This window comes from Longimicrobium sp., from assembly GCF_036280135.1.
Taxonomy (GTDB): Bacteria; Gemmatimonadota; Gemmatimonadetes; order Longimicrobiales; family Longimicrobiaceae; genus Longimicrobium.
Genome location: NZ_DASURI010000927.1, coordinates 1 through 8,561, shown reverse-complemented (window position 1 = coordinate 8,561; position 8,561 = coordinate 1). Strand labels below are relative to the sequence as shown.

Genomic DNA, 8,561 nt, shown 5'->3' with positions numbered 1-8,561 from the left:
TCGGCGCATCCGGGTGTGGCTCCGGTTCGGGTGACTTGGTCTCGGCAAAGAACAAGTTACTCCGTTCACTTGAGTTTCACATCCGGATGCGCCTTCTTTCGCCCCTTTAGCCCCTCATCCGAGTTTCCGGATGAGAACTAGGCTCGCACCTCCCCCAATAACCCCTGGGGGAGGTTGAACTGCGGTGGCTTTCATCCCGTAGGGTGCGCGCAGCGCCGAATGACTCAGGATGACGCTCTCTGGATTCCTCTGTGAAAAGGCAGGTTTGGCAGCACCTGCTCAGGAAGATCCAAAAACCCCTGGTCCAGATCGGCATCAAAAACACGGCGGCCCCGCGATCCCATCCGATCGCGGGGCCGATTGCCGTTGCCGGCTATTCCCTATTCCCTGTTCCCTATTCCCTGCTGTTCCGCGCGCGGCAGGCTCAGCGTGAACACGGAGCCTTCGCCCACGACGCTCTCCGCGAACAGGTCGCCGCCCATGGCCCGCGCCAGGTCGCGGCTGATGGCCAAGCCCAGCCCCGTGCCCTGGTGCGCGCTGGTAAGGCTGCGGCCCAGCTGCACGAACGGCTCGAAGATGCTCTCCAGCCGATCCGCGGGAATCCCCGAGCCCGTGTCGCGCACGCGGACGAGCACGCGTCCGTCCTCCGCGCGCGCCGTCACCCGCACGGTGCCGCCCACGGGCGTGAACTTGACCGCGTTGGAAAGCAGGTTCAGCAGGATCTGCCGCACCTTCTCGGGGTCCGCGCGCGCCACGAGCGACGGGTCCGCCGGCGGGCAGTCGTACGCCAGGCCGCGCTCCAGCACCTGCGGGGCCACGAGCGCCTCCAGCCCCTCTACCAGGTCCGCCAGGGGCATGTCGGCAATGCGCAGCTCCATGTGCCCCGCCTCTACCCGCGCGAAGTTCAGCACGTCGTTGATGAGTCCCAGCAGGTGCCGCTGGCTGCGCCGGATGCGGGCGAGGTCGCTGGCCTGCGCGTCCGTGACGGGCCCGCGCAGGCCCATCTCCATCAGCTCCGCGTAGCCGTCGATGGCGTTGAGCGGCGTGCGCAGCTCGTGGCTCATCACGGCCAGGAACTCCGTCTTGGCGCGGTTGGCCGCCTCCGCCTCGGCCCGCGCGGCACGCTCCGCCTCGTACAGCCGCGCGCGGTCCAGCGCCTGCGACGCCTGCGCGGCCAGGGTACGCAGGAACGTGCGCTCTTCCGCGTCGAAGGCGCGCGCCGCGCGAAAGCCGTAGCTCACCACGCCCGACGTGCGGTCGCCCGAGAAGAGCGGGAGCGCGGCGAACGCCCGCAGCCCCGCGCTCTCCATCACGGAAAGCTGGGCCGGGTACAGCGCCCGCATCTCGTCCAGCGACTGGATGAAGACGGCTTCGCGCGTGAGCACCGCGTCCGTGGCGGGACCGCCGGGACGCAGGGGAAAGCGGGCGTAGCCCTGCGTGGTTCCCGTGTCCCAGCCGGCCAGGGCGAGGGACTGGAACTCGGCGCGGTCCTCGTCCACCGCCGTCACGGACCCCGTGTCGGCGTGCAGGGCCCGCACGCCGTCGTCCACGATCACCCGCGCCACCGCGTCCGCCGACGCGGCCCGGTTGAGCGCGGCGGCCATGCCCGACAGCGCCTCGGCGTGAAGCGCGCTGCGCTCCGCGGCGTGGCGGCTGGCTCGCTCCGCCTCGTAGACGCGCGCCCGGTCCAGCGCCTGCGCGGCCTGCTCCGCCAGGATGCCCAGAAAGGTCCGGTCATCCTCGCTGAACGGGTGCGGCGCGTGAAAGCCAAGCGTGAGCCCCGCCAGCACCCGGCGGGCGCTCACCAGCGGCAGCGTGCAGAGCGCCTGGACGCCGCTTTCCCGCGTGGGCGCCGCCATGACCGGGTACCGCGCCGCCATCTCCTCCGGTGAGGCGAGAAAAACGGGCTGCCGCGACTCCACGGCGCTCGTCAGCGGCCCGCCGTCGCGCAGGGAGAAGCGGAGGTAGCGCCGCGCGATCTCGTCCCCGTACCCAACGCTGTACAGCGTGCGGAACTCGCCGGCGGCCTCGTCCACCAGGGCCATGGCGCCCGTCTGCGCGCGCAGCACGCGGCGCCCCTCGTCCACGACCACGGCCGCGACCTCCGCCGGCGTGGCGGCGCGGTTCAGGGCGGCGGCCGCACGCTGCAGGGCGCGCCCGCGCTCCACGGCCTGCTCCGCCGCCGCGCGGGCCGCGTGCTCCGCGCCGTACAGCCGCGCGTTGTCCATCGCCAAGGCAATGCGGTCCGCCAGCTGCCGCGCCAGCTCCGCGTCCGCCGGCCCGAAACGCCGCCCGGACGACGAGCTGGCCAGCAGCATGAGCCCCAGCCGCTGCCCCCGCGCCGTGAGCCCGGAAATCAGTACGGAGCGCGGGGCCAGCGCGCGCAGCAGCGCCGCCCGCTCCGGCCCGCCCCGCCGGACGGTGGCGAGCGACTCCACGTTCACCTCCGCCTGCAGCACCGTCTCGCCCGTGGCGGCGGCGCGGGAAAGCATGCTCTCCGGCTCGTCCCGGTCAACGCGGTGGAGGGCGGCAAAGCGCGCCGTCACCTCCTCCATCGCCGGGTCCGCGTGGCGCCACGCCCCGGCGACAAATGCGCCCTCCGCGTCCGGGGTGAAGACCAGGCAGTAGTCCGCCAGGCGCGGCACCAGCAGCTCCGCCGTGGCGCCCAGGATGGCGGCGCCGTCCAGCGAGGCCCCCAGCGCCTCGCCGGCCGCCGCCAGCACGGCCTGGCGCTCCGCCGCGGCACGCTCGTCCGTGACATCCGCGATGAGCCCCACCACGCCCTCCACCCGCCCGTCCACCCGCAGCGGATGGTAGCCCACCTGGTACGTCCGCCCATCCCCCAGGCCAGACAGCTCCAGCCCGGTCACCGCCGTCGCCGTGTCCATCACCTGCCGCAGCAGCGGCTCCGCCGTATTCGCCCACTGCGGGACGACCTCGCGCACGGAGCGCCCGAGATGCGCGTCGACGGGTGCGCCGTTCAGCTCCGCCAGCACGGCGTTGACGTACAGGTAGCGAAGCTCGCGGTCCACCAGCCCCACGCCCGTGCCCGACGCGGCCAGCAGCGTCTCCATGGCCGCCGGCCACCACTCCGCCGGCATCACGGCGGGCGGAGCGTGCGGCGGGGAAAGGGGTGTGGTCCCGGACGGCAGGGTGGGGTGGTCCATCGCGCGCTACGGCCCCGGAGGACACGGTGGTGAATTCGAGAAGGGATGAGCGGAATGTGGGATCGGCACGTACAGGCGCGCAACGTTTGTGCAATCCCGTTCACACGATTGTCCCCCGGCTCGCTCTCCTGTTCCCGGCATCCCATCGCCGATCCACAGGTGGAAAGATGCAAGCGCTCCGGATGCGACCGCCGTGTACCGTCCCTTGCCGCGTCTCGCGGTCAGCGTCGGACCGTCCAGCGCGTACGGATGTTGATCGTCCGCAAGCGGAATGGCCCCTTGTACACCTTGTTCGGCCTCCACAACGTCCATCCGCAGGACTTGCCAACTCACCTACTGTGTGGTATAGTCATCAACGTTGGAGGCGACGTGGAGTGCACCTTCGTGGAGATGAAGCCGTTCACGCGCAGGGTCGTGGAGCAGGCGCGCGACGAGGACCTGCGCCGCCTGCAGGATCACCTGCGGCGCAACCCCGTCGCGGGCGCCCTGGATCCCGGCGCGTGCGGGCTGCGCAAGGTCCGCATGGGCGATTCGGGCCGGGCGCGGGGAAAGCGATCCAGCTTTCGCGTGCACTACCTGCACGTTCCCCATCGGCACACCATCTACCTGTTCAACCTGTATTCCAAGGACGAGCAGGACGCCCTTACGCCGGAGCAAAAAAGAATGCTCTGCGCGCTCATCCTGCGAATGACCATCCGATAAGGGAGGAGCCCGTGCGCGACGAAGATTTCCAGGAGCTGCTGGGGGCGGTGCAGGAGGCCGTGGAGCACTACGAGGGCCGCCGCCACGACCTTCGCACCACGGTGCTCCCCGCCGTGCCGCAGCCCATGAGCGCGGCGGCCATCCGCGCCCTGCGCGACCGCATCGGCGCGTCGCAGGCCGTGTTCGCCATGGCGCTCAACGTGAGCACCAAGACGGTGCAGGCGTGGGAGTCCGGCGCGCGCGTCCCCGACGGCGGCAACCTCAAGCTGCTGCGCGTGGGCGAGGCGCACCCGGAGGCGGTGTTCGGGTCGCTCTGCACGCCGCCGTCACCCGCCCCGTCCGCCGCCGCGCGTCCTGCGTCCCGAGCCTCGACCGCCCGCGCGGAGAAGCCGCGTGCGTCCGGCCGCAGGTCCAGGGCGGCGGCTGCCTGACGCCGGCCCACGGGCTGCGGACGACGAACGGGTGCACGGCCATCGCCGCGCACCCGTTTCTCGTCAGATGACTTCCTCGCGTGCGGGTGCGACCGATCAGCGGCGGTCGTCCGCTTTGGGGCGCGGCTGGCCGGACCGGTGACGCGCGTGGGGCGGGGAAGGGGATGCGCGACGGTCTGGACGCGCGGTCGGTTTCGTGATGCGCCGGGCGCGCTCCGCGAGCGGGGACGCCGTGACGAGCACCCGCCTTTCGGGCCGGCGGGCGAGTTCGGGAGCCGATTGGCGGCTTCGGTGTATGGAAGAATGGAGCGGGAGGAGGGAAACGAAAGGTGTTGTCCGATGCGCGCAAGCACCGATCTGCCATGGAGATCGGCGTGGTACCGGGCGCGGGGGGTTGACCGATGGGCGTTCTCTCCTTACTTTTCCCGGTCTGTCGCGCAACCCGTGGTTGGCGGCGGCGGGGGCCGGGTGGCCCTCGCCTGTTTTTCGTCCCAGGATCAAGCGTTTTCACCAGTATGCCGACGATCAACCAGCTGGTGCGCAAGGGCCGCGAGACGCTCGAAAAGAAGAGCAAGTCTCCCGCCATGCGCAACAACCCGCAGAAGCGCGGTGTGTGCACGCGCGTGTACACCACGACTCCGAAGAAGCCCAACTCGGCGCTCCGGAAGGTCGCGCGCGTGCGGCTGACGTACGGCACCGAGGTGACGGCGTACATCCCGGGCGAGGGGCACAACCTGCAGGAGCACAGCATCGTGCTCATCCGCGGCGGCCGCGTGAAGGACCTGCCCGGCGTCCGCTACCATATCATCCGCGGCACGCTCGACGCTTCCGGCGTCAACGACCGCCGTCAGAGCCGCTCCAAGTACGGCGCCAAGCGTCCCAAGCCGGGGCAGGCCGCCGGCAAGGGGGCTCCGGCCGGCAAGGGCGGAAAGGGGAGGAAGTAAGCCATGAGCCGTCGCACTCGCGCCGTCAAGCGCCCCATCATCCCCGATCCCGTCTACGGCTCGGAGATGGTCACCAAGTTCGTGAACACCCTCATGCTGGACGGCAAGAAGTCCACCGCCGAGGGGATCTTCTACGACGCCATGCAGGTGCTGGAAGAGCGCACCGGCCAGCCGGCCGAGACCGTCTTCAAGACGGCGCTCAACAACGCCAAGCCCGTGCTGGAGGTCAAGAGCCGCCGCGTGGGCGGCGCCACCTACCAGGTGCCGGTCGAGGTTCGCCCGGAGCGCCGCACCGCCCTGGCCATGCGCTGGCTGGTGGGCTACGCCCGCGCCCGCGGCGAGAAGACCATGGCCGACCGCCTGGCCGCCGAGCTGCTGGCCGCCTCGCGCAACGAGGGCGCCACGATCAAGAAGAAGGACGACACGCACCGCATGGCCGAGGCCAACAAGGCCTTCGCGCACTACCGCTGGTAACGGTCATCCACCCCGGCGTCGCCCCGCGAGGCCGGTTGCGCTGAACAGAACAGGAACGCGGCGGCGCGCGAGCGGAAAGGAACCCGCTCCCGCGCCCCGCGCTTTCCGCTACCGGATAAAGAACGACAATGGCCCGCACCACGCCTCTCGAAAAGTACCGCAACATCGGCATCATGGCGCACATCGATGCCGGCAAGACGACCACGACCGAGCGCATCCTGTACTATACCGGCCGGACGCACAAGATCGGCGAGGTGCACGAGGGCGCGGCGACCATGGACTGGATGGAGCAGGAGCAGGAGCGCGGCATCACCATCACGTCGGCCGCCACCACCTGCCAGTGGAACCGGTTCGGCGACACGTACCGCATCAACATCATCGACACCCCCGGGCACGTGGACTTCACCGTCGAGGTGGAGCGCTCGCTGCGCGTGCTGGACGGTGCCGTCTGCGTGTTCGACGCGGTGGCCGGCGTGGAGCCGCAGTCCGAGACGGTGTGGCGCCAGGCCGACAAGTACGGCGTGCCCCGCATCTGCTTCGTGAACAAGATGGACCGCACGGGCGCCAACTTCGAGCGCTGCGTGTCCATGATCGTGGACCGGCTGGGCGCCAACCCGCTGCCCATCCACCTGCCCATCGGCGACGGCGACACCTTCGTGGGCATCGTCGACGTGCTGCGCCAGGTGGAGCTGATCTACGACGACAGCACCATGGGCAAGAACTGGACGGAGCAGCCCGTTCGTCCCGAGCTGCAGGAGCGCGCCGCCGCGGCCCGCTTCGCGCTGGTCGAGGGGGCCGTGGAGCACGACGAGGCGCTCATGGAGCGCTACCTGGAGGGCGAGGAGATCTCCGAGGCGGAGCTGCGCCGCGCCATCCGCAACGCCACCATCGCGGGCGCCATCGTGCCGGTGCTCACGGGCTCGGCGTTCAAGAACAAGGGCGTGCAGCAGCTGCTGGACTCCGTGATCGACTACCTGCCGGCCCCGGTGGACATCCCGGCCATCAAGGGCACGGACCCGGAGAACGGCGACGCCGAGATCGAGCGCCACGCCACGGACGACGAGCCGTTCAGCGCCCTGGCGTTCAAGATCGCCACGGACCCGTACGTCGGTAAGCTCACGTTCTTCCGCGTGTACTCGGGCGTGATCGGCGCGGGCTCGCACGTGCTCAACAGCACCAAGAACAAGCGCGAGCGCCTGGGCCGCATCCTCCAGATGCACGCCAACAAGCGCGAGGAGATCCCCGAGGTGCGCGCCGGCGACATCGCCGCGGCCATCGGCCTCAAGGACACCACGACGGGCAACACGCTCTGCGACCCCGAGCACGCGGTGGTGCTGGAGAGCATGACGTTCCCGGAGCCGGTGATCGACGTGGCCATCGAGCCCAAGACCAAGGCCGACCAGGACAAGATGGGCGAGGCGCTGCGCCGCCTGGCCGACGAGGACCCCACCTTCCGCGTCCGCACGGACGCCGAGACGGGGCAGACGATCATCGCCGGCATGGGCGAGCTCCACCTGGAGATCCTGGTGGACCGCATGCTGCGCGAGTTCAAGGTCGAGGCCAACGTGGGCCGTCCGCAGGTGGCCTACCGCGAGACCATCCGCAAGCTGGTCGAGAAGGTGGAGGGCAAGTTCGTCCGCCAGACCGGTGGTAGCGGCCAGTACGGCCACGTCGTCATCAACATGATGCCGGCCGAGCCGGGCCAGGGCTTCGTCTTCGAGGACAAGATCGTGGGCGGCGTGATCCCCCGCGAGTTCATCAAGCCCTCGGAGCAGGGCCTCCGCGAGGCCATGGACACCGGCGTGCTGGCCGGCTACCCCATGGTGGACGTCAAGGTGCAGCTGGTGTTCGGTAGCTACCACGACGTCGACTCGTCGGAAATCGCGTTCAAGATCGCCGCGTCCATGGCCTTCAAGGAGGCCGCCCGCCGCGCGGGCCCGGTGCTCCTGGAGCCCGTGATGAGCGTGGAGGTCGTGACCCCGTCGGACTACATGGGCGACGTGATCGGCGACCTGAGCAGCCGCCGCGGCAAGATCCAGGGCATGGACCAGCGCGGCGAGGCCCAGGTGATCAACGCCATGGTGCCGCTGTCGGAGATGTTCGGCTACAGCACCACGCTGCGCTCCATGTCGCAGGGCCGTGCCGTGTACAGCATGCAGTTCGCGCAGTACGAGGAAGTGCCCAAGAGCAAGGCTGAAGAGATCGTCGCCAAGATCCGCGGCTGAGCCGGGCGCTCGCCTGAGCAGCACGACGAAAGGGCGGTCCGCGAGGGCCGCCCTTTTCGCGTGGTGCGGGTCCGCCGGAATGCGCCACGCACAGCCGCGGAGAGGCAGAGGCGCTTGATCGCGCGATGAAGCACTCCGCGTCCTCCACGGCTCCGCGTGAGAATTCCCGGTGCCGTAACAGCGTCAGGGGTTGACGTTTGGCGACAGTGTGGCTATTCTTCTCGTCTTGCTCTGCTTCGGGGCCGCGTTTTCCGTGAAGGAGCGGTACCCCAGGCGACAGGACACCTTGCCGCAGCGAGGCTGCGGTGAGGTTTGCTGTCTTGGACGTTCACCGGACGGGGGAACGCGTCCGGGTTCGCGGCTGAGGCGGTTCGCCGGCCCGGGGCGCTTCACGGCGCCGCCGGGCGGAATCCATTCAGCCATCTTATACCACCCCTCAGGGACAGAGGATTCAAACCAATGGCCAAGGCCAAGTTTGAGCGCAACAAGCCGCACGTGAACGTGGGCACCATCGGCCACGTGGACCACGGCAAGACCACGCTGACGGCCGCGATCACGCGGATCCAGGCGGCGAAGGGTCTGGCGGACTTCACGAGCTTCGACAACATCGACAAGGCT

General features: G+C 69.9%; 7 protein-coding genes. 6 read left to right on the top strand and 1 reads right to left on the bottom strand.

From position 1 onward, the window contains the following. Positions 1 to 380: 380 nt before the first annotated feature. Positions 381 to 3,167, bottom strand: a complete 2,787-nt coding sequence (locus VFZ20_RS29860) for a GAF domain-containing protein (protein WP_329687621.1) — start codon at positions 3,165 to 3,167, stop codon at positions 381 to 383. Between the two features lie 369 nt (positions 3,168 to 3,536). On the opposite strand from VFZ20_RS29860, the gene VFZ20_RS29855 reads away from it, so the two are divergent. The 6 genes from VFZ20_RS29855 to VFZ20_RS29830 all read left to right on the top strand — a co-directional run. Further along, positions 3,537 to 3,869: a hypothetical protein gene (locus VFZ20_RS29855; RefSeq protein WP_329687620.1), complete on the top strand. Its 333-nt coding sequence runs from the start codon at positions 3,537 to 3,539 to the stop codon at positions 3,867 to 3,869. 11 nt (positions 3,870 to 3,880) lie between these two features. Next, on the top strand, positions 3,881 to 4,300 hold the full coding sequence (locus VFZ20_RS29850) for a helix-turn-helix domain-containing protein (RefSeq protein WP_329687619.1): 420 nt from the start codon (positions 3,881 to 3,883) through the stop codon (positions 4,298 to 4,300). Positions 4,301 to 4,815: 515 nt separating this feature from the next. Further along, positions 4,816 to 5,244, top strand: a complete 429-nt coding sequence (gene rpsL / locus VFZ20_RS29845; RefSeq protein ID WP_329687618.1) for a 30S ribosomal protein S12 — start codon at positions 4,816 to 4,818, stop codon at positions 5,242 to 5,244. A 3-nt stretch (positions 5,245 to 5,247) separates the two neighbouring features. Further along, positions 5,248 to 5,718 carry a 30S ribosomal protein S7 gene (gene rpsG / locus VFZ20_RS29840; RefSeq protein ID WP_329687617.1) on the top strand — a complete coding sequence of 157 codons (471 nt, stop codon included), beginning with the start codon at positions 5,248 to 5,250 and terminating at the stop codon, positions 5,716 to 5,718. A 128-nt stretch (positions 5,719 to 5,846) separates the two neighbouring features. After that, positions 5,847 to 7,943, top strand: a complete 2,097-nt coding sequence (gene fusA, locus VFZ20_RS29835; protein ID WP_329687616.1) for an elongation factor G — start codon at positions 5,847 to 5,849, stop codon at positions 7,941 to 7,943. Positions 7,944 to 8,402: 459 nt separating this feature from the next. Continuing rightward, positions 8,403 to 8,561: GTP-binding protein (locus tag VFZ20_RS29830; RefSeq protein WP_329686358.1), on the top strand; the 159-nt coding region annotated here is incomplete at its 3' end.